The organism is Enterobacter sp. GD03975 (assembly GCF_029838645.1).
GTDB lineage: Bacteria > Pseudomonadota > Gammaproteobacteria > Enterobacterales > Enterobacteriaceae > Enterobacter > Enterobacter quasihormaechei.
In genome coordinates, this window is record NZ_JAOBZC010000005.1 from 39,806 (window position 1) to 58,339 (window position 18,534).

At 58.6% G+C, this 18,534-nt stretch carries 18 protein-coding genes; 7 read left to right on the forward strand and 11 right to left on the reverse strand.

The genetic code is table 11. From position 1 onward, the window contains the following. Positions 1-38 precede the first annotated feature (38 nt). Positions 39-1,043 (forward strand): alpha/beta hydrolase, encoded by a 1,005-nt coding sequence (locus N5C09_RS11075; protein WP_279749044.1) that lies wholly within the window; start codon positions 39-41, stop codon positions 1,041-1,043. On the opposite strand, the gene N5C09_RS11080 is transcribed toward N5C09_RS11075, so the two are convergent. Further along, positions 1,031-1,933, reverse strand: a complete 903-nt coding sequence (locus N5C09_RS11080) for a LysR family transcriptional regulator (RefSeq protein ID WP_279749045.1) — start codon at positions 1,931-1,933, stop codon at positions 1,031-1,033. The two genes, N5C09_RS11075 and N5C09_RS11080, sit on opposite strands and share 13 nt — an antisense overlap. A gap of 99 nt (positions 1,934-2,032) precedes the next feature. On the opposite strand from N5C09_RS11080, the gene N5C09_RS11085 reads away from it, so the two are divergent. The 5 genes from N5C09_RS11085 to N5C09_RS11105 all read left to right on the forward strand — a co-directional run bounded on the left by N5C09_RS11085 (position 2,033) and on the right by N5C09_RS11105 (position 4,936). Further along, positions 2,033-2,485 carry a DUF1198 domain-containing protein gene (locus N5C09_RS11085; RefSeq protein WP_063452074.1) on the forward strand — a complete coding sequence of 151 codons (453 nt, stop codon included), beginning with the start codon at positions 2,033-2,035 and terminating at the stop codon, positions 2,483-2,485. Positions 2,486-2,582: 97 nt separating this feature from the next. After that, positions 2,583-3,110 carry an SRPBCC domain-containing protein gene (locus N5C09_RS11090; protein ID WP_279749046.1) on the forward strand — a complete coding sequence of 176 codons (528 nt, stop codon included), beginning with the start codon at positions 2,583-2,585 and terminating at the stop codon, positions 3,108-3,110. 65 nt (positions 3,111-3,175) lie between these two features. Then, positions 3,176-4,366, forward strand: a complete 1,191-nt coding sequence (nepI, locus tag N5C09_RS11095; protein ID WP_279749047.1) for a purine ribonucleoside efflux pump NepI — start codon at positions 3,176-3,178, stop codon at positions 4,364-4,366. Between the two features lie 56 nt (positions 4,367-4,422). Continuing rightward, positions 4,423-4,695 (forward strand): type II toxin-antitoxin system prevent-host-death family antitoxin, encoded by a 273-nt coding sequence (locus N5C09_RS11100; protein WP_080329782.1) that lies wholly within the window; start codon positions 4,423-4,425, stop codon positions 4,693-4,695. Continuing rightward, a complete protein-coding gene (locus N5C09_RS11105) occupies positions 4,670-4,936 on the forward strand; it encodes a Txe/YoeB family addiction module toxin (protein ID WP_112792470.1) in 267 nt (88 codons plus the stop codon). Before N5C09_RS11100 ends, N5C09_RS11105 begins: the two co-directional genes overlap by 26 nt. Before the next feature lies 1 nt (position 4,937). Here N5C09_RS11105 and N5C09_RS11110 read toward each other — a convergent pair whose 3' ends face one another. The 6 genes from N5C09_RS11110 to N5C09_RS11135 form a co-directional block, all read right to left on the reverse strand. After that, entirely contained in the window at positions 4,938-5,843 is a 906-nt protein-coding gene (locus tag N5C09_RS11110; RefSeq protein ID WP_063452078.1) for an EamA family transporter, read from the reverse strand. Positions 5,844-5,977: 134 nt separating this feature from the next. After that, entirely contained in the window at positions 5,978-7,357 is a 1,380-nt protein-coding gene (locus N5C09_RS11115) for a carbohydrate porin (protein ID WP_279749048.1), read from the reverse strand. 136 nt (positions 7,358-7,493) lie between these two features. After that, positions 7,494-7,796: a PTS lactose/cellobiose transporter subunit IIA gene (locus N5C09_RS11120; protein ID WP_014168006.1), complete on the reverse strand. Its 303-nt coding sequence runs from the start codon at positions 7,794-7,796 to the stop codon at positions 7,494-7,496. A 5-nt stretch (positions 7,797-7,801) separates the two neighbouring features. Continuing rightward, positions 7,802-9,178: a glycoside hydrolase family 1 protein gene (locus tag N5C09_RS11125; protein WP_279749049.1), complete on the reverse strand. Its 1,377-nt coding sequence runs from the start codon at positions 9,176-9,178 to the stop codon at positions 7,802-7,804. A gap of 17 nt (positions 9,179-9,195) precedes the next feature. Continuing rightward, a complete protein-coding gene (locus tag N5C09_RS11130) occupies positions 9,196-10,524 on the reverse strand; it encodes a PTS cellobiose transporter subunit IIC (protein ID WP_003861036.1) in 1,329 nt (442 codons plus the stop codon). 11 nt (positions 10,525-10,535) lie between these two features. Further along, positions 10,536-10,850, reverse strand: a complete 315-nt coding sequence (locus N5C09_RS11135) for a PTS sugar transporter subunit IIB (protein ID WP_045336018.1) — start codon at positions 10,848-10,850, stop codon at positions 10,536-10,538. Positions 10,851-11,143: 293 nt separating this feature from the next. Between N5C09_RS11135 and N5C09_RS11140 the strand changes: the two genes are divergently transcribed. Next, the gene (locus N5C09_RS11140; RefSeq protein WP_063452081.1) at positions 11,144-12,094 is read left to right on the forward strand and encodes a LacI family DNA-binding transcriptional regulator; all 951 of its coding nucleotides are present in this window, start codon (positions 11,144-11,146) and stop codon (positions 12,092-12,094) included. 99 nt (positions 12,095-12,193) lie between these two features. On the opposite strand, the gene N5C09_RS11145 is transcribed toward N5C09_RS11140, so the two are convergent. From N5C09_RS11145 to N5C09_RS11160, 4 genes are all read right to left on the reverse strand, one after another. Next, positions 12,194-13,558, reverse strand: coding sequence for a TolC family protein (locus N5C09_RS11145; RefSeq protein WP_107534346.1), 1,365 nt, complete (start codon positions 13,556-13,558; stop codon positions 12,194-12,196). After that, positions 13,558-16,668, reverse strand: a complete 3,111-nt coding sequence (locus N5C09_RS11150) for an efflux RND transporter permease subunit (RefSeq protein WP_279749050.1) — start codon at positions 16,666-16,668, stop codon at positions 13,558-13,560. Before N5C09_RS11150 ends, N5C09_RS11145 begins: the two co-directional genes overlap by 1 nt. Continuing rightward, positions 16,668-17,789, reverse strand: a complete 1,122-nt coding sequence (locus tag N5C09_RS11155) for an efflux RND transporter periplasmic adaptor subunit (RefSeq protein ID WP_279749051.1) — start codon at positions 17,787-17,789, stop codon at positions 16,668-16,670. Before N5C09_RS11155 ends, N5C09_RS11150 begins: the two co-directional genes overlap by 1 nt. 147 nt (positions 17,790-17,936) lie before the next feature. Further along, on the reverse strand, positions 17,937-18,506 hold the full coding sequence (locus N5C09_RS11160) for a TetR/AcrR family transcriptional regulator (protein ID WP_022646570.1): 570 nt from the start codon (positions 18,504-18,506) through the stop codon (positions 17,937-17,939). Between the last annotated feature and the right edge of the window lie 28 nt (positions 18,507-18,534).

An 18,534-nucleotide genomic window follows, 5' to 3' on the forward strand; every position in this document is an offset into this window, starting at 1 on the left:
CGTGCAGCCTTAGCCCCTTTTGCTAACGGAGAGCTTGCATGTTAACCCGACGATTGTCCTGCCTGGCGCTGCTGATGGCGCTGGCGTCCCCCGCAATGGCCGCGGATGCCCCCACCTACGGCGAGAAGCTGGAAGGTTTCGACTACGGCTGGCCGGTAAAACACTTTACCTTGACCTCGCAAAACCAGTCTCTGGATATGGCTTACCTGGACGTGAAGCCGGAAAAACCCAACGGACGTACCGTGGTGCTGATGCACGGCAAAAATTTCTGCGCCGGCACCTGGGACGGCACGATCCGTGCGCTGTCGGCCAGCGGGTATCGCGTGATCGCACCCGACCAGATCGGCTTCTGTAAATCCACCAAGCCGGACCATTATCAGTACACCTTCCAGCAGCTGGCGGACAACACCCACGCGCTGCTCGCATCGCTTGGCGTCGATCGCGCGACGGTTATCGGCCACTCGACCGGCGGCATGCTGGCAACCCGCTACGCGCTAATGTGGCCGCAGCAGGTAGAGCAGCTGGTGATGGTGAACCCGATAGGCCTGGAAGACTGGAAAGCCCGCGGCGTGCCGCATATCACGGTTGACCAGTGGTACCAGCGCGAACTGAAGGTCAGCGCCGACGGCATTCGTCAGTACGAGAAAAATACCTACTACGCCGGGGAGTGGAAGCCGGAATACGAGCGCTGGGTCACCATGCTTGCCGGGCTGAACAACGGGCCGGGTAAAGCGCGCGTGGCGTGGAACTCGGCGCTGCTCTACGACATGATCTACACCCAGCCGGTTATCTACGAATTTAGCGACCTGAAGATGCCGGTATTATTGATGATCGGCACGAAGGACAACACCGCCATTGGGAAAGATCTCGCCCCGCCGGAGATCCGCAAGACGCTCGGCAACTATGCGGTGCTGGGGAAAGAGACGGCGAAGCGCATTCCGCACGCGACGCTGGTTGAGTTTAACGACATGGGCCACGCGCCGCAGATGCAGGACCCCGGACGCTTCCACGAGGCGCTGCTGAAAGGGCTTCAGGCGCGCTGACTGGTTTCCAGCAACAGCCCGCGCAGCCACACCTGCGCGGGGTTGCGGTGCGTTCTGCCGTGCCAGGCCATGCTTTTGGTAAAGCCGGGTACGGGAATCGGTGTCTCGCAGACGAATATTCCCGTCTGGTTTTCCGCGATGCGTGACGGCACGACGGCAATCATATCGCTGAGGGCCAGCACGTCCGGCAGCACCAAAAAGTTGCTCACCGATAACCCCACGTGCCGCATGCGGCCAATTTTCTCCAGCGCGCTATCCGTTACGCCACGAAAACCATCGCCCTCGTAAGAGACGAGTACATGCTCCAGGGCGCAAAAACGGTCTAACGTGATTGGTTTTCCGGCATCCGGATGGTCGGCACGCATCATGCAAACATACCGTTCATCATAAAGCGCACGGCTGTGAAGCTCATCTGGCGTGGTGTGCGGAGTGATCAGCGCCACGTCAACGCTGCCCTGTTCAAGCTGGCTGACCAGGCGACCCGGTTCCACGGGCACGACGCGCACGCGGACAGAGGGAGCCTGCATCTTAAGGGCGGCGATAAAGGGTACGACGACCGCACGCAGGGCGTAGTCAGTCGCGGCGAGGGTGAAGGTGAGCGCTGCGGTGATAGGGTCAAACGCCACGGGCTGAAGCAGCATGTCGATATCAGCGAGAATGCGCTTCACCGGAGCGGCTAACGCTTCGGCGCGCGTGGTTGGCACCATCCCGTGCGGCGCGCGAATAAATAGCGGATCGTCAAAGTAATCCCGCAGGCGGTTGAGCATGCCGCTCACCGCAGGCTGGGTCAGGGCAAGACGCCCCGCCGCGCGGGTGACGCTGCGCTCGTCCAGCAGGGCATCCAGCGTTTTCAGCAGGTTAAGATCCAGCGTACGCAGATCCGCTTTCATGACGTTTTTCCACCTCTTTTCCGTTCACTATTATGGCGCTGCCCGCTGTCGACGCGCTGCGTTTCCCGCTATGATGAGCGGCTAGTCTAAGGAGAACGCATGGTCTGGATAATGCTGGCAACGCTTGCCGTGGTGTTTGTGGTTGGATTTCGTGTCCTGACTTCAGACTCCCGCCGCGCCATCAAACGTTTAAGCGAGCGGCTGGGGATCACCCCGATGCCGGTCGAGTCGATGATTGACCAGTTCGGTAAAACGCCGGGCAATGAGTTTATCCGCTACCTTGAACGCCCCGACGAGGCGCATCTGCAAAATGCCGCGCAGGTGCTACTGATCTGGCAGGTCTGCATTGTCGATGGCAGCGAAGAAAATCTGCATACCTGGCACCGTATGCTGCGTAAGGCTCGCCTTGCCGCACCCATTACCGATGCGCAAATTCGTCTGGCACTTGGCTTTATGCGCGAAATAGAGCCCGATCCGCAGGAGCTTAACGCCTTCCAGCTGCGCTACAACCAGCTCTTCCTGCCGGAAGAGGGAGTATTCTATCTGCACTGATATCACGAATCGTGATGAAGAGTATAAAGCATCGTCATTAGATTTATACCACTCGCGGGGGCACCATCATCTCATCAACTAACTGATGAGGTGAACCATGAAACAATCCGCCATTATCTGGCCGAACGACTACCTGCCGGGTACCACCGATAACTTTGCATCTAACGAAATCATTGTTGCCGGGCTGAGCGCGAAAGAAGTCTGGGCGCAGCTCAACGACACCTCCCTCTGGCCGGGCTACTACAGCAATGCGGAAGACATTCGTTTTCACGACGGCAGCGGCCCGGCGCTGAGTGCTAACGCCCGCTTTCGCTTCACCACCTTCGGCTTCCCGGTTGAAGCGCAGGTGACGGAGTATGTTCCGCCGGCGGACGGCGAAGCCGCGCGCATTGCCTGGCACGGCTGGGTGGAAGGGGATGCGAATTCTCGTCTGGACGTGATCCACGCCTGGCTGTTTGAAGATCTTCCGGGAAACCGCGTGCGCATTCTGACGCAGGAATCGCAGAAAGGCGTGCCTGCACAGGAGCTTGCTCGCACCGTGCCGAACCCGATGATTAACGGGCATCAGGAGTGGATCGTCGGGCTGGCGAATGCGGCGATGCAAGAAAAGTTGTCCAAACGTTAAATTCGTCACACTTTTGATGATAAACTGCGCGACTTTTCCGCACGTTTTTATCTTCAGGTGATGCCATGACAGAACATATCCAGCCCTCGACCAGACCGCAGACCAGCGAGGTTTCACGCCCCAACTGGTCGGCGGTTTTCTCCGTGGCGTTCTGCGTCGCCTGTCTGATCACCGTTGAGTTTCTGCCGGTCAGCCTGCTGACGCCGATGGCGCAGGATCTGGGCATTTCCGAAGGCGTGGCGGGGCAATCCGTCACCGTTACCGCCTTTGTGGCGATGTTCGCCAGCCTGTTTATCACCCAGGCGATTGGCACCATTGACCGTCGTAAAGTGGTCATCCTGTTCAGCGTGCTGCTGACGCTCTCCTGCCTGCTGGTCTCTTTCGCTGAAAGCTTCACCCTGCTGCTGCTGGGCCGCGCCTGCCTGGGGCTGGGATTAGGCGGCTTCTGGGCGATGTCGGCCTCGCTGACCATGCGCCTGGTGCCCGTGCGCACCGTGCCAAAAGCGCTGTCCGTTATCTTCGGCGCGGTCTCCATCGCGCTGGTGATCGCCGCGCCGCTGGGCAGCTTCCTCGGCGGGATTATCGGCTGGCGTAACGTGTTCAACGCGGCGGCGGTGATGGGCGTGCTGTGCATTATCTGGGTGTGGAAAGCGCTGCCGTCCCTGCCGGGCGAAGCGGCACACCACAAACAGAACATGTTCGCGCTGCTCAAGCGTCCGGGCGTGCTGGCGGGGATGACCGCCATCTTCATGGCCTTTGCCGGGCAGTTTGCCTTCTTCACCTATATTCGCCCGGTCTATATGACCATGGCGGGCTTTGACGTGGACGGCCTGACGCTGGTGCTGCTGAGCTTTGGTATCGCCAGCTTCGTCGGCACCTCGCTGTCGTCCCAATTCCTGAAGCGCTCCCTGAAGGTGGCGCTGGCGGGTGCGCCGTTGGTGCTGGCGATCAGCGCTGCGGTGCTGGTGCTGTGGGGCAGCGACAAGTGGGTCGCATCGGCGATTGCGATTGTCTGGGGCTTTGCGTTTGCGCTGGTGCCGGTGGGCTGGTCGACGTGGATCACCCGCTCGCTTGCCGATCAGGCGGAAAAAGCCGGGTCGATTCAGGTGGCGGTGATCCAGCTGGCGAACACCTGCGGCGCGGCGGTGGGCGGCGTGGCGCTCGACCATCTGGGGCTGACGTCACCGCTGGTGATTTCCGGCACGCTGATGCTGCTGACCGCGCTGCTGGTGGCGGGGAAGGTAAAGGCGCGCTGATTGATTAATAGTCACCCCATCGATATACTTGTACCGTAACTTGTACAGGAGGAAATATGCAGGTTGTGACGTTTACCGAAGCACGAAGCCGACTCAAAGATGTGTTGGACGACGTGAATGACAACGTGGAGACCACCATCATCAGCCGCCGAAACGGGGGGGATGCGGTAGTGATGTCTTTACAGCACTACAACTCGATGATGGAAACCATCCATCTGATGAGTTCGCCTGCCAATGCCAGTCGACTGATGGAGTCAATCGCACAGGTCAACACCGGAAAAACCACGCAGAGGGATTTGATAGATGACCAGGCTACTGATTTGGACTGATAACGGCTGGGATGATTACCTGTGGTGGCAGGAGCAGGATAAGAAAACGCTTCGCAGAATCAATAAATTGATTGAAGATGCGAAGCGTCAACCCTTCGATGGCCTGGGTAAGCCGGAACCGCTTAAAGGTAACCTTTCCGGATACTGGTCCCGTCGAATCAATGATACTGACCGTCTGGTTTACGGGGTGTCGGATAGCGCTCTCACTATTTTAATGTGCCGCTATCATTATTCTTCGTAGATCATGCCGATGCCTTCACCCGTCTTCTTGAATCCATCGAAATCAGCACCACCGACGACACAATCAACAGCGTCCCCAGCCAGTCTGGCAGAGTGAACGCCACGCCCAGCAACACCACCGACAGCAGCGCGCTGCTCAGCGGCTCGGCGCAGCTCAGAATGCTCGCCTTCGGCCCGCCGATCATCTGCGCGCCCTTCAGATACAGGCTGAACGTCAGCGCCGTGCCAATCACCACCAGGTAGAAAAACGCCAGCAGCAGGCCGCCGTCGATGGCGAAGGTTGTTCCGCGTCCGGCGTAGAACGGCGTCAGCATCAGTCCCGCAATCAACATGCTCCAGCCGACAATCGGCAGCGTGCCGTAGCGGGCGATCAGCGTCGACGGATAGGTGGTGTAAAACGCGGCGGCAAACGCCGAGGCGATGCCGAAGAACAGCGCGGCAGGGGAAATGGAGAGCGAGGTCGGGTCGCCGTGGGTCACCAGCAGGAAGGTGCCCACAAGCGACGTGAAAATCGCGGACAGGACAAACACGCCGGGACGCGTTTTCCGCGCCAGGGCGAACCACGCCACGATAATGGTCGGCGACAGGAACTGGAGCACGGTCGCCGTAGCAGCGTTGGATTTTTCAATCGTCAGCAGGAAGGTGAGCTGCACGGTGAGCGCGCCGACCAGCGAGAAAAACAGCAGGCTGAGGGCGTCCTTGCGGTTTTTGATGACTGAGAAAATTTTGTCGCCGTGAACGAAGGAGAGCGTCAGCAGGATCACGCCGGTAAACAGCAGGCGAACCATGGTCAGGTAAGGCGAAGAAATGTGGCTTTTCTCCATGATGTACTGCGCACAAACGCCGGAACTGCCCCATAAAACGGCGGCGATCAGGACGTTGAGCATCCCTTTGCGTGTGGAACCCATGTTCTCCCCTGTTATGTTGGTTTTTTTGTAGCATAACATGGGATCTTGCCGGGTGGCGCTACGCTTACCCGGCCTACAAAACCTTGTAGGCTCGTGCAAGCGCAGCGCCGCCGGGCGAAACAAACGGCACTGTATTAGAACCACGCCTCCCACATTGCGCCGACGTTGAAGTCGTCGAGCGTCTCGTCTTTGGTATTGTTTACGCGCGCGGTGCGTTCGTTATCCACCTTGCCGCCGGTTACGTAGAAGCGCAGCATCGGACGGAACTCCGGCCCCATGGCGATAGACATGTTCTGCGACAGGGTCAGCTTCCAGCCCTTGTTGTCGCCGCCGTTGTCGTAGTCAACGTGCTGCCAGCCCGCTTCCAGCCAGGTGGAGTGAACGTCGTTCCACCAGTGCATCGGGCGCACGATGGCGTTGTAGTTCTTGCGGTTGTCGGTCTTATCGCGGCTGTTGTCATAGTCGTGGAAGGCGAGAATGTACTCCACCTGCGTAGCCTGGGTGAATTTATACAGCCCTTCGAAGCTGGCGTAGACCGTGGTCAGGTCTTCGGTTTTGTTGAACACGCTGTTGTCCGCGTTATCGGAGTAGCGGGCGATCACCTTGTTCACGCCGCTGTCGTTGGTGTGGCTCAGCACCACGCCGCCCTGCCAGGCGTTAAGGCGTTCGTCGCTCTCAACGGCTTTAGAGTCGAAGCCGTAGTTGGCGTACAGCTCCATGTCGATCGGGCCGAGCTTCATGCCGTGAATTTTGGAGGTCGCGGCGTAGTTGCCCTTGTCGCCCGTGCCGGAACCGCCGGTACAGGTGATGCGCGACGGGTTCGCTTCGTCTTCCATCACCTCCGGGCTACAGGATTCGACCGCCGCCACGGCGGCCACGTCAAACTGCACGCCGCCGATGTCGAAGTTCTTCACCCCGGCGCCCTGGCCGTCGTGGTTCATCCAGAAGTAATCGTTAATGCCCTGCTGCGGACGCTGGTGGAAGTCACGCCCGGCCCAGAAGTAGGCGTTCGGGTTGGAGGCCATAATATTGGTCACGCCCGCGTAGGCTTTCTTCAGGTTAACTTCGTCGCCCCAGTGGTCGATCATCACGTTGATGTCCCAGATGGCGCCGTTGTCCCCTTTGAAGGCCTTGGAGAGCTGGAATTCACCGCCGTTGCCTTCGTTACCCAGACGACCAATCGCGGACGCGCCGTTGTAGGAGCCGTCCACCGCCACGTATTTCTGATCGGCGGCCTGGAAGTGCGCGCCGTAGCGGGCGTAGCCGGTAAATTTCACCCCGAACGGGATCGCCATATCCGGAGACTGCGCCGCGCTCTGCGGCTCGGTAATGACGTCCGCTTTTTTCGCGACCGCCGCATCCATTTTGGCCTGACGCTCGGCCAGGGCTTTATCCACCGCTTTCGCCACAATGGCGTCGATTTGCTCCTGGGTAAATTCTTGTGCGAGGACGGAAATTGGGCACAGCGCGGCGATAACCGCCATGGTTAATGGAAGTTTTTTAATCGTATTCATGGTTATCTCAATATAGTTTAATTTTATTCAGACAATAACCATCCCGCTCCGATCTGACAGAGTATGTCGCTATCATCAGAACAAGTGGATCTTTATTTAGGGTACAGAGGTATTACAGTAATTAATTCGCCATAGACTATCTCTGATATAAATGAATAATTTCTTCAGATAATTCACGCGCCAGCAGGGAATTCATTAAATGATCCTGGGCGTGCACCATAATTAACGTCATCGGCTGGCGGGCTTCGCCCGCATCCTGCTCGATCAGTTTGGTCTGCATCTTGTGCGCCTGGCGCGCGTAGCCGTCGGCTTCGCGCAGCAGGCTTTTTGCTTCGTCAAGGTTGCCCTGTCGCGCCGCGTGCAGCGCTTCAAAGCACAGGCTGCGGGACTGCCCGGCGTTGACGATAATTTCCATTACGGCTTCTTCTAATGCGATCATCATTATTACTCTTTTTCAAAGCGATTATTTAAGGCGGTGGCGGCAAACCACTCGCCGCTTTTCTTCATGGTGCGCTGTTGAGTCTCTAAATCGAGCTGAATAAAACCGTAGCGGTTTTTATACGCATTACACCACGACCAGTTATCAATAAACGTCCACATATGATAGCCAAGGCAATTGCACCCTTCGCTAATCCCTTTATGCAGCCACGTTAAATGCTCTGAGATAAACTCGATGCGGTATTGATCGTTAATCTGACCATTTTCTATAAAGCGCTGTTCATTTTCGACGCCCATGCCGTTTTCCGAAATAAAGCAGCGAGGGTTACCGTAATTGTCGCGCAGGTTAACCAGAATATCGTAAATACCCGGCGCGTAGATTTCCCAGCCGCGGTACGGGTTCATCTTGCGGCCCGGCATCTCGTAGTTATCAAAGAACCACTCCGGCATAAACGGCGCCTGCGGGTTCACCGCGCTGTCGCGACACTTCACGCGACGCGGCTGATAGTAGTTCACGCCGAGCAGGTCGATTTTTCCCTCCGCAATCAGCGCGCTGTCTTCCGGCTTGCAGGCAGGCAGCTGATCATACGCTTTCAGCAGCGCCACCAGGTCCGCCGGATATTCCCCGCGCAGGACCGGGTCAAGGAAGCTGCGGTTGAACATCAGGTCTGCGATGTGCGCGGCCTTCACGTCCGCCGGGTTCTGCGAGCGCGGGTAGGACGGCGTCAGGTTCAGCACGATGCCGATCTCCCCCGCGTAATGCCCGGCGCGGTAAGCCTGAACCGCCTTCGCGTGGGCCAGCACGGTGTGATACGCCACGGTCGCCGCCCGACGAAAATCCACCACGTTAGGGTAGTGGAAGTCGTACAGATAACCGCCCTCAACCGGCACAATCGGCTCGTTGAAGGTAAACCAGTGCAGCACGCGATCGCCAAACAGCTCGAAGCAAATCTGCGCATAGCGGGCGTAAGCGTCCACCACGTCACGGTTTTCCCAGCCGCCGATCTCCTGCATCGCCATCGGCATGTCGAAATGGAACAGGGTCATAAACGGCGTGATGCGCTGTTCATTCAGCTCATCAATGACCTGATTGTAAAAATCGACCGCTTCCGGGTTCACTTCACCGATACCGTCGGGGATCAGGCGCGCCCAGCTAATCGAGGTGCGAAAGCTGTTGTGGTTCAGCTGCTTTAACAGCTGAATATCCGTTTTCCAGTGCTGATAAAACGTGGAGGTCTGCTGCGGCCCCACGCCGTTGTGAAAACGGTTCGGCTCGCGGGCAAACCAGTAATCCCACGTGGTTTCCCCCTCTCTTGCCCCTTCGGTCTGGAGAGCGGAGCTGGCGCTGCCCCACCAGAAGTTATCGGGAAATGCGTATTTCATGACTCTTCCTCTTTGACTTAATTGCTTGTGGCTTCAGCGGCACCCACGGTTGCAGCCTGCGCTTTTTGCTCTTCGTTTTTGATGAGCGTACGCTCGTAGGCGCGCAGGAACGGCAGGTACATCAGCGCCGACATCACCATGCAGACGAGGCACATCACCACCGGGCTGAGCGCCCAGTTCGCCGCCCACGAGGCGCCAATCGGCGCGGGCGTGGTCCACGGGGTTAACGACACCACCTGCGCCAGCCAGCCGAGCTTCGTTGCGCCGTACGCCAGGCAGGCATTGACCAGCGGAACAAACACGAACGGGATAAACAGCATCGGGTTCATGATGATCGGCGCGCCGAACAGAATCGGTTCGTTGATGTTAAAGAAGCTTGGCACAACGCCCATTTTGCCGATGGTGCGCAGGTGCGTAACGCGGCTGCGCAGCAGCAGGAACGCCAGCGGTAGGGTTGAGCCTACGCCGCCAATCAGCAGGTAGTGGTCCCAGAAGCCTTGCAGATAAACGTGCGGCAGTGCAGCGCCCGCCGCCAGTGCCGCCTGGTTTGCCGAGAGGTTCGCCATCCAGAACGGGTTCATGATGCCGGTGACAATCAGCGACCCGTGAATACCGGCAAACCAGAAGATCTGGCACAGCAGCACGGAGAGCAGAATCGCGGGCAGGGAGTCGGACGCCGAGACCAGCGGCTCCAGCAGGTGCATGATCGCCTGCGGGATGATCATGCCGGTCTGCGCTTCAATGAACAGGTTCAGCGGGTGCAGGGTACCGATCACCACCATCACCGGGATCAGGATCTCAAACGAACGCGCCACGCCGGTTGGCACTTCCTTCGGCAGGCGGATGGTGACGTTGTTCTGCTTCAGCCACGCATAGACGCGGGTAGAGTAAATCGCAGTGATCAGCGCGGTGAAAATGCCCTGACCAGAGAGGTACTGCGTGGAGATCTTGCCGTCGGCATACGGCGCGGCGACCAGCAGGAAAGCCATAAAGGCCAGCAGGCCGGACATCACCGGGTCGAGGTTAAACTGACGTCCCAGGCTCGCGCCAATCCCCACCGAGATAAAGAACGTCATCACCCCCATGCTGAGGTTAAACGGCAGCATCAGCTGTTCGCGGTAGGTCTCGGAAAAGTCCAGCCAGCCGCGGGCGAAGCTGTTGGTGGTATCCGCCGAAAACGGCGGGAAGATAAACACCAGCATAAACGAGCCGATGATCATGAACGGCAGCGCGGCGGTAAAGCCGTCGCGGATGGCAATCACATACTTTTGCTGACCCAGCTTCGCGGCCAGCGGGGTAATTGATTGCTCAATGACCGCGACCATAGATTGATATAACGAACTCATGTGAACACCTTTTAGTGTGCCGCTTCGATGAGCGACAGAGCATAGTCCAGTACTTTATCGCCACGCTGCATGCCATAGTCCATCATGTCGATGGGCTGCACCGGAATGCCTTGCGTCGCTGCCTTGTCTGAAAGCGTCTTTAACATGTATTTCACTTGCGGTCCGAGAAGTACCACCTGATAGTGCGGAAACTGCGTATCAAATTCGGATACGCCGTACGCATCTATCTTCACGGGCAAGCCCCGTTCTTTTGCAACATCGACCATTTTGCTGACCAGCAGGCTGGTGGACATCCCGGCAGAGCAGCACAGCATAATCTTGAACATCGACAACCATCCTCAAAATGTAAAAAGTTATTGCGAGGATGATTGGACATGATACGGAAACCGGTTTCCATTTATAAAAGACAGAAGTGTGACAACCATCAATATCCCCTGCTTATGGGGCTTATTAACTGGATGTGGGTCACATAATTTGGCTGTTTTGACATCAATTTGAGTGGAAACGGAAAATCGGTTTCCATGGAAAACGGAAACGGATATACTCCGTTCTGGCTATAATGTGAGCCGTAGCGGTGATGGAAATTACAGGCGCCAGTTGCGTCTGACAGGGGAGAAAGATGTCTACAATCAACGATGTATCACGTCTGGCCGGGGTGTCCAAAGCCACGGTATCACGGGTGTTGAGCGGGTCGCGTGGCGTTAAGGAAGCCAGCCGTCAGGCTGTGCTGAAAGCGGTGGATGAGCTGAACTATCGTCCTAACGTGATTGCCCAGTCGCTGCTCAGCCAGTCGACGGGCTGCATTGGGGTGATTTGCGCGCAGGAGAACATTAACCAGACCACCGGTTACCTTTACGCGCTGGAAAAGCACCTCAGCCAGCATCAGAAACACCTGCTGCTGCGTTTCGCGCACACCAAAACAGAAGTGATGAACGCCCTTGAAGAACTCTCCTGCGGCTTATGTGATGACATTCTGGTGATTGGCGCGCGTTTCCCGCTGGATGTCGACATGGACAATGTGATTCTGGTCGACTGCATGGAGGCCGATAACGCCAACAGCATTCAGTTCGATCACGCGTTCGCGGCTGAAACGGCGTGTAACTACCTCACCAGCCAGGGGCGTCGCCAGATTGCCCTGATCCACCCGCACGGCAGCGGATTCGCTGACCAGGTGCTGCTGGGCTACAAGCACGCGCTGGAGAAAAACTTTCTGCCCTTTAATCGCAACCTCGTGTTTATGGACGCGACCTCGTCGTCCGTTGCGCTTCAGGAATTACTCAACAATGCGTCCACGCTGAATTTCAACGCGCTGCTGGTGGCGGACGAGCAGGAAGCCCAGCGGGTGATCCCGCAGCTTCAGGCGTTTAATAAATCGGTACCGGAAGACATCATGGTCTTTAGCCTGGCCGGTTCGCTGCATCTGCCGGGTATCCCGGTGATCCCGGCTATTGAGTATTCCATGGACGCCATGGCGGCGCGCATCGTGACCTGGCTGAATGAAAAAACGCAGATGCTGGGGTCGTACGTGCTGCGTGGGGATTTAATTATTCCGGATGTGCGCAAGCGTTAAAAAGCGAACCCTCTTTCATGTCATACCCGGCCAGCTAAATATACAGGCCGGGTAAGCATGCTGCGCACCAGACCCGATCAATCCCTCCGATTCAGAAGGTTACTGAATCCCACCGCCCAGCGATTGCCACAGCGTGATGCGGTTTTCCAGGTCGGTTTGCTGCAAGGCAATCAGCGATTCCTGCGCCGACCACAGCGACCGCTGCGCGGTAAGCACCGTCAGATAATCGCCCGCGCCGGCCCTGTAGCTGCGCGTCGCCACATCCAGTGTTTTTTGCTCCGCCGCCACGTATTCACGCTGGGCATCGAGCTGCTCGCTCAGCGTTTCGCGCCTCGCCAGCGCGTCGGCCACGTCCTTAAACGCGCTCTGGATGGTTTTCTCGTAGGTCGCAATTAACCCTTTTTTCTCCGCTTCCGCATAGCGCAGCTGCGCCATATTGTTGCCCCCGCTGAACAGCGGCAGGGTGATGGACGGCGCGAACGACCAGACCTTCATGCCGTGACTGAACAGGGATGAGAGCGAATCGCTGCCGACCCCCGCGCTGGCGGTCAGCGAAATGGTCGGGAAGAAATTGGCACGCGCTGCGCCGATACTGGCGTTGGCGCTCAGCAGATTATGTTCCGCCTCCTGAATGTCCGGGCGGCGCAGCAACGCGCTGGAGCTGACGCCCGCCGGAACCAGCGTGATGGCGTTGTCGCTCAGGCTCTCCAGCGTGCCGGGCAGCAGGTTATCGGGCACCGTATCGCCCGCCAGCAGGTTAAGGGCGTTTTTGTCCTGCATGACCAGCGTCCGGTAGCTCGCCACGCTGGCGCGCGCCTGCTGGTATACCGCCATCGCCTCACTGACGTCCGTGGCGGCGGCCACGCCCACTTCCTGCTGACGTTTGACGATCTTGAGCGAGTTCGCGGCGCTCTCGAGAGTGGATTTTGCCAGCGCCAGATTGCTGTTATCCGCCGCCAGCGTCACCCAGGCCGTGGTCAGCTCGCTGACCATCGTCAGGCGCGTGTTCTGCGCGGTGAATTCGCTGGCAAGCCAGGTTTCACGCGCGGCGCGGGACAGGCTCTGATTGCGGCCAAACAGATCCAGCTCGAAGCTGGAGACCGCGCCGCGGGCTTCGTCGCTCGTCGCCACGCCGCTCGCCAGCGTGCGGCTGCGGGTGTGGCTCAGTTCTGCATCCACCGTCGGGAACAGGGACGAACGCGTTTCGCCATACTGGGCGCGAGCGGCGTCGATATCCGCAATCGCTTTTTGCACGTCGCGGTTGCTGTTGAGCGCCATCGTCACCACGCTTTTCAGCCGCGCATCGTTCATCACCTGCTGCCACTGGCTCACCACGGCGTTGGCCTCGCCGTGCGCGCCGGGTAAGGTTGCTGGGACGGGGGCGTCCGGGCGTTGGTAGGTTGGGTCTAACGACACACAGCCTGCGCTCAGCAGGGCTAACGCTAAAACAGTGACACGAAACATTATGACCTCCGGTTTGCGTGCTTACCGGAGAACAGACGTTTCACCAGTACAAAGAATAAGGGAACAAAGAAGATTGCCAGCAGCGTCGCGGCCAGCGTCCCGCCGATGATGCCGGTACCGATCGCCACGCGGCTGTTGGCCCCGGCGCCGGTAGCGATGGCCAGCGGCGTCACGCCGGCGATGAACGCCAGCGAGGTCATGATGATCGGACGCAGACGCGTCTGGGCGGCCCGCAGGGCGGCACGCGTCAGGGAGTAGCCTTCGGCAACTTTGGCTTCGGCAAATTCGACAATCAGAATGGCGTTCTTCGACGACAGACCGATGGTGGTCAGCAGCGCCACCTGGAAATAGACGTCGTTGTTCAGGCCGCGCAGAGAGGCGGCAACGGCCGCGCCCAGCACCCCAAGCGGGATCACCAGAATGACCGAAATCGGCACCGACCAGCTCTCATACAGCGCCGCCAGGCACAGGAACACCACGAGGATGGAAAGGGCATACAGGCTCATCGCCTGGCCGCTCGCCAGTTTTTCCTGCAAGGATAAACCGCTCCACGCCCAGGTGCTGCCGGACGGCAGGCTGTTCGCCAGCTGCTCCATTTTGCTCATCGCCGTACCGGAGCTGGCGCCACTGGCGTTTTCACCCTGAATTTCATATGCCGCCGAGCCGTTGTAGCGCACCAGGCTTTCCGGGCCATACTCCCAGCGCGTGGTGGCGAAGGCGGAGAAGGGGGTCATGGTGTTGTCGCTGCCGCGCACATACCATTTGTTAAGGTCCGACGGTACCGCGCGGGTGTCGCTGTCGCCCTGAATGTAGACCTTTTTCACGCGGCCGCGATCGATGAAGTCGTTTACGTAGGTGCCGCCCCAGGCGCTGGAGAGGGTGTCGGTAACATCGCTCAGGGACAGCCCCAGCGACACGGCTTTGTTGTTATCGATATCCACCTGAAGCTGCGGCATCTGCGGCAGATCGTTGGCGCGCACGGCGTGCAGCGAGCTGTCCTGATTCGCTTCGCCAATCAGCTGGTTACGCAGTTTCAGCAGCGCGTCGCGGTCGGTGCCGCCGCTTGCCATCAGCTCAAAGGTAAAGCCGTTGCTCTGGCCCAGACCGTCCACCGCCGGCGGCGTCATCGCAAAGATGGTCGCATCGCGAATGGTGCTCAGCTCCTGCGTGGCGCGCAGAGCAATGGCCTGCGCGGTGTTTTCCTCGCCTTTACGCTCTGACCAGTTCTTCAGGGAGACGAACGCCATCCCGGCGTTCTGGCCGCTGCCGCTGAAGCTGAAGCCCTCAACGGTAAAGATGACGTCGGTATTGGCTTTCTCTTTGGTGAGGAACCACTCACGTACCTGGCGGCTAACCTCGGCGGTACGCACCGCGGTTGCGCCGGCAGGTAGGGTGTACTGCACCATGATTTCTCCCTGGTCTTCCGTTGGCAGGAAGCTGCCCGGCAGTTTCAGCATGGCGAAGCCCATCGCGCCACAGAGCAGGGCGTAGATCGCCAGCATGCCGCCGGAGCGTCGCAGGGCGCGCAGGACCTTGTTCTGATAGCCATGCTCGGTCCTGCTGTAGAAGCGGTTAAACGCGCCGAAGAAACCTTTCTTGTGCGGCGTCGTGTGGTTCAGAATCGAGCCGCACAGCGCGGGCGTCAGGGTCAACGCCACCACCACGGAAAGGAACATCGCCGAAATAATGGTGACCGAGAACTGACGGTAAATCACCCCGGTCGAGCCGCCGAAAAAGGCCATCGGCAGGAATACCGCAGAGAGCACCAGCGCAATGGCGATCAGCGCGCCGGAAATTTCGCCCATTGATTTTTCGGTCGCTTCCCGGGCGGGCAACCCTTCGTCGCGCATAATACGCTCGACGTTTTCCACCACCACGATGGCGTCATCTACCAAAAGCCCTATCGCCAGCACCATGGCAAACAGCGTCAGGGTGTTGATGGAGTAACCGAACAGCGCCAGCACGCCGAAGGTGCCCAGCAGCACCACAGGTACCGCCAGCGCGGGGATCAGCGTTGCGCGGATGTTTTGCAGGAACAGGTACATCACCACCACCACGAGGATAATGGCTTCGAACAGGGTCTGTATCACGTCCTCAACGGAGATCTTGATGAACTCGGTGCTGTCTTTCGGGTAAGCCACGTCGTAGCCTTCCGGCATCGACTTTTTGAACTCGGCGATCTTGTCTTTTACCGCCGTGGCGGTGTTAAGCGCGTTCGCGCCCGGCGAGAGCATCACCGCCATACCCGCTGCCGGATGGCCGTTCAGCTTCGCGGTGGCGGTGTAATCTTCGCTGCCCATCTCCACGCGCGCGACGTCGCTGATGCGCACCACCGCGCCGTTAGACTGGCTCTTGACGATGATCTTTTTGAACTCGTCGACCGTTTGCAGGCGCGACTGAGCGCGGACGGTCGCGGTCAGCTGTTGGGCGTTCGACGACGGCAGCGCGCCGATTTTACCAGCAGAGACCTGCACGTTTTGCGCTTCAATCGCGCTCTGTACGTCGGAGGGCATCAGCGAGTACGACGCCAGCTTCGCCGGATCGAGCCAGATGCGCATGGCGTATTCCGCACCGAACACCTGTAGGCTACCGACGCCATCCACGCGCGCCAGCGGATCCTGCATATTACTCACCAGCCAGTCGGCGATATCCGAGCTGCTGGCGGTATCCGTTTTGTCATACACGCCCATGATCAGCAGGAAGTTGCTTTGGGATTTTTCGACGGTGATCCCGGACTGCTGCACCTCGGTCGGCAGGCGCGATTCCGCTTGCTGGACTTTGTTCTGTACCTGTACCTGAGCGGTGTCCGGATCGGTACCTTGTTCAAACGTGACGTTAATGCTCACCGACCCGTCCGAGCTGCTGGTGGAGGTGAAGTAGAGCAGGTTATCCAGCCCGGTGAGCTGCTGCTCAATCACCTGCGTCACGCTGTTTTCCAGCGTTTGCGCGGAGGCGCCGGTGTAGGTGGCGGAGATTTTAATCGACGGCGGGGCGACGTCCGGATACTGCGCCACCGGCAGCGTGCGGATCGCCAGCATCCCGGCGAGCATGATCAGTATGGCAATAACCCAGGCAAAGACCGGGCGGCGCACGAAGAAACGGGAAAACATCAGGCGTTTCCTCCGCTGGCTTTCATCGCTTCAGCCTTCACTTCCTGCCCGGCGGTGACTTTGTCGGTACCTTCCACTATCAGCTTATCGCCCGCCTTCAGGCCACTCAGCACCAGCCATTTGTCGCCGTAGGTGTCGCCCGTCTCCAGCTGACGCTGCTCGACCCTGTTGCTGGCGTTCACCACCAGCGCGGTGGCGGTACCTTTGGCGTCGCGGGTGATGCCCTGCTGCGGCGCGAGGATCGCGTCATTCATGATGCCCTCATCCACTCTGGCGCGGACGAACATGCCCGGCAGAAGCTGATGCTGCGGGTTCGGGAAGACGGCGCGCAGGGTGACAGAGCCGGTAGACTCATCTACTGCCACTTCGGTCAACGCCAGGCGGCCTTTTTCGCTGTAGTTGCTGCCGTCTTCGAGCGTCAACGACACGCTCAACGTATCGCTGTTGCTGGCGAGGGTTTGCTTGCGCAATCGCAGCAGATCGGCGCTGGAACGGGTTAAATCGACGTACATACTGTCCAGCCCGCGAATGGTAGCCAGCGCAGTATCCTGCTGGGCGGTGACCAGCGCGCCGGGGGTCACCGAGGAGATACCGATACGTCCGGCAATCGGCGCGGTGACGGTGGTCCAGTTAAGGTTAATGCGGGCGCTCTCCAGCGCGGCCTTCTTTGACTCGACGCTGGCCTTGTCCTGCGCGCAGGTCGATTTCGCGTCTTCCGCATCCTGTCGTGATACGCCGTCGTCTTTCACCAGCTGCGCATAGCGCCGGGCTTTCTGGCAGTCGGCCTGCACCAGCGCCTGCGCCTGTTTTAGTGCGGCGGCAGCTTCATTGTACGCGGCGCGGTAGCTGGAAGGATCGATCTGATACAGCGCCTGCCCGGCCTTGACCGTATCGCCTTCGGTGAAGAGCCGTTTCTGGATAATGCCGCCCACCTGGGGGCGCACTTCGGCGCTCATCGCGGCGGTGGTGCGACCGGTCAGCTCGCTGACGACGGACACCGGCTGGCTCATGAGTGTGACAATCCCCACTTCCGGAAGAGGGCGCTGGGGAGCAGATGTTTGCGCATTATCGCACCCTGTCAGGAGGAGTAATGCCGCGATGGAGGTTGTTATGGTTTTCATAATCTTTTTCCAGGGTGAGCGAAGCCTGCCCTGTTAATCGCTTAACAGGGAGGAGGACTAATTAAAAGCACAGCGATACCACATCTCTGGCAGAGCCAGAAATGAAAAAAAGGAAATTACTTATTTCCGCTAATTATTCACATGCGATTACTTCGCAGAGAAAAGCATATTTAAAATATTCTGATAAATGGGCTCTAATTGTTCTGACGGCACTTTTAATGGCGTGAGTCGACGGTAAATCGTGCCTTCGATCATCACGGCGGTAATCTCCACGCAGCAGCGAATATGCTCATCGCTCAGGTGGGGGAACTGCTTTTTCAGGTGCTCACAGGCGTTGGCGAACATGCGGGCTTCGGCTTCGATCAGCATGTTTGCCACCAGCGGATTGCGCGTGGCCTCTGCGGACATTTCGAGCATGAGCGCGTCATCGTCTTCGTTAAGCGTCTGGCGCCAGGCAAGCGCCTGCGGCATCCCTTCAACCAGGGTTTTGCCCTGCATCTCCTCGATACGTGAGTCGATAATGCGACGGATCATCTCTTCAATAATCGCGTCTTTGTTGCTGAAATAGCGATAGATTTGTCCGACGCTGAGCCTGGCTTCGCTGGCAATCTGCGACATGCTGGCAGCGTGAAATCCACTGGCGCGAAAGCAGCGGCGCGCGGCGGTGATGATTTCGTCCTGTCGCAGTTTTTGTCGTTCTTCCAGCTTTGTACTCATCGTTGGCTACCGTAAAAAAATGAGAATG

Excerpts from the sequence above, each read along its gene's own strand:
- N5C09_RS11140 (WP_063452081.1), top strand. The coding sequence starts at position 11,144 with ATGTCTACAATCAACGATGTATCACGTCTGGCCGGGGTGTCCAAAGCC.
- N5C09_RS11115 (WP_279749048.1), bottom strand. The coding sequence starts at position 7,357 with ATGAATACGATTAAAAAACTTCCATTAACCATGGCGGTTATCGCCGCG.
- N5C09_RS11130 (WP_003861036.1), bottom strand. The coding sequence starts at position 10,524 with ATGAGTTCGTTATATCAATCTATGGTCGCGGTCATTGAGCAATCAATT.
- N5C09_RS11090 (WP_279749046.1), top strand. The coding sequence starts at position 2,583 with ATGAAACAATCCGCCATTATCTGGCCGAACGACTACCTGCCGGGTACC.
- N5C09_RS11110 (WP_063452078.1), bottom strand. The coding sequence starts at position 5,843 with ATGGGTTCCACACGCAAAGGGATGCTCAACGTCCTGATCGCCGCCGTT.
- N5C09_RS11105 (WP_112792470.1), top strand. The coding sequence starts at position 4,670 with ATGACCAGGCTACTGATTTGGACTGATAACGGCTGGGATGATTACCTG.
- N5C09_RS11100 (WP_080329782.1), top strand. The coding sequence starts at position 4,423 with ATGCAGGTTGTGACGTTTACCGAAGCACGAAGCCGACTCAAAGATGTG.
- N5C09_RS11145 (WP_107534346.1), bottom strand. The coding sequence starts at position 13,558 with ATGTTTCGTGTCACTGTTTTAGCGTTAGCCCTGCTGAGCGCAGGCTGT.
- N5C09_RS11150 (WP_279749050.1), bottom strand. The coding sequence starts at position 16,668 with ATGTTTTCCCGTTTCTTCGTGCGCCGCCCGGTCTTTGCCTGGGTTATT.
- N5C09_RS11125 (WP_279749049.1), bottom strand. The coding sequence starts at position 9,178 with ATGAAATACGCATTTCCCGATAACTTCTGGTGGGGCAGCGCCAGCTCC.
- N5C09_RS11075 (WP_279749044.1), top strand. The coding sequence starts at position 39 with ATGTTAACCCGACGATTGTCCTGCCTGGCGCTGCTGATGGCGCTGGCG.
- N5C09_RS11120 (WP_014168006.1), bottom strand. The coding sequence starts at position 7,796 with ATGATCGCATTAGAAGAAGCCGTAATGGAAATTATCGTCAACGCCGGG.
- N5C09_RS11160 (WP_022646570.1), bottom strand. The coding sequence starts at position 18,506 with ATGAGTACAAAGCTGGAAGAACGACAAAAACTGCGACAGGACGAAATC.
- N5C09_RS11085 (WP_063452074.1), top strand. The coding sequence starts at position 2,033 with ATGGTCTGGATAATGCTGGCAACGCTTGCCGTGGTGTTTGTGGTTGGA.
- N5C09_RS11080 (WP_279749045.1), bottom strand. The coding sequence starts at position 1,933 with ATGAAAGCGGATCTGCGTACGCTGGATCTTAACCTGCTGAAAACGCTG.
- nepI (WP_279749047.1), top strand. The coding sequence starts at position 3,176 with ATGACAGAACATATCCAGCCCTCGACCAGACCGCAGACCAGCGAGGTT.
- N5C09_RS11155 (WP_279749051.1), bottom strand. The coding sequence starts at position 17,789 with ATGAAAACCATAACAACCTCCATCGCGGCATTACTCCTCCTGACAGGG.
- N5C09_RS11135 (WP_045336018.1), bottom strand. The coding sequence starts at position 10,850 with ATGTTCAAGATTATGCTGTGCTGCTCTGCCGGGATGTCCACCAGCCTG.